Genomic DNA, 1,438 nt, shown 5'->3' with positions numbered 1-1,438 from the left:
GCTAATCCTTCCAGACAACCATCAGCATCTAGGGTGACAAAAGCGGGATTGTCTAGCCAAGCTTTCTGGATAATTTCGTCAGAAGGAACCATAATATTTACACCGGCACCAGGAGCAACTTTAATATTAGTTGGCAGAACACCAACCCCTGATGCTTGTTCCCTCGTCAAACGCAACACACTATTGGCAAAAGCCGATTCTCCAAAAGAAATCGTTAATGCCAGGCTCAAAATTAAACCCGTCAAAGGAAGTTTGAACATAATTTATCAAGATTGTTGAAGTTGGAAACTGGAGTTTATAAAAACCTGGACACCCTTTCCTTGTTCGATATACCAAAGGGGAGGCCGGCTTTCAATTTCTTGAATGGCGCGCTCATTCCGCCGGGTATTAGATTCTAAAACTGGTGAAAATCCGCCTTCTAATACTGCACCTAAAATATTGGGAGAACCACGTTCTACTGTGGAGCCACCACCACCAAATCCAGAATAACTACTTTCACGTTGGGGCCGGTTCAATACTTCCCCAACTTTTGCAGCAGCCCCTAAACCAAATGTTTGTAAATCCCGGCCAAACAAACCAGAATCATCCCGTCGGCGTTCTGCTATTAAGGGTTCTCCATTTTGCCCACGAATAGAGATTGCACCAGTCGGTAAACGGTACTCAACTTGCCCATCTATTAAGGCAACCCCAACTGCCTCCACTAATCCATTTTTCTGAACGTTTTTTATCTCAAACACAACTTGAGATGAAGCTGGAAATAGTACCGCACCATCTGATGCCAGCAACGGGTTAGAAAGAGCAACCACAAATCTTTGAGCAATATTCCCGGTTTGGCTTTGCCTATTACCAGAATCAATTGCAGCAACCGGCGTCACTAATTGCCCTGGGACAAGTTGCCCTACCCTCATAAAATTATTGTCAGCAGTCCCTACTGTGTTAGGGTTAATTGAAGCTGTTTGATCATAAGCAGCAGTAGATTCAAGAAAGCCTGTAGAGACGTTCTGCCAGAACGTCTGTACATCCGTTGAAGTTGATTCAACTTCACTGGCGGGGGCATCTCCTTCTAATTGGGTCTGGGGAGTTTCTGATAAAATTGCTTGTTCTTCTTCTGATAAAGGCTGGCGGGAAATCACCAATTCTGGAGGTGTTAGTTCACTTGATAATGCTGTCGAATTAACCGGCGGTGGAGAAATAGAGTGAGCAACGGGAACACCGGCCAAAGTTACTGGTTCAGTCGGTGTACCGTAGGATGACGGAACTGTATTTTGTACAGGAATAGCGGGTGTACCGTAGGACGACGGAACTGCATTTTGTACAGGAATAGCCGCAGTATTAACGCCCCTATTCATACCAACATTTGACCCAGGAATAATGCCATTTGAAGGATCTCCTTCCCCCACAGCATCGTATGCACCCAACTGTGCCAAACGTTGCCAAC

Annotated in this window: 2 protein-coding genes; both read right to left on the bottom strand. The window is 45.3% G+C overall.

What is annotated here, in order from left to right; translation table 11 throughout:
- Positions 1–260, bottom strand: a 260-nt coding sequence (locus tag NG798_RS27035) for a hypothetical protein (protein ID WP_317619644.1), incomplete at its 3' end; no start/stop codon positions are given.
- A 6-nt stretch (positions 261–266) separates the two neighbouring features.
- The coding region (locus NG798_RS27030; protein WP_261226820.1) for a TrbI/VirB10 family protein at positions 267–1,438 on the bottom strand (1,172 nt) is incomplete at its 5' end.

Origin of the sequence: Ancylothrix sp. D3o (genome assembly GCF_025370775.1) — a bacterium.
In the GTDB taxonomy this organism is placed as follows: Bacteria; Cyanobacteriota; Cyanobacteriia; order Cyanobacteriales; family Oscillatoriaceae; genus Ancylothrix.
The sequence above is the reverse complement of the archived record's forward strand: the minus strand, read 5'-3'. Positions and strand labels throughout refer to the sequence as shown.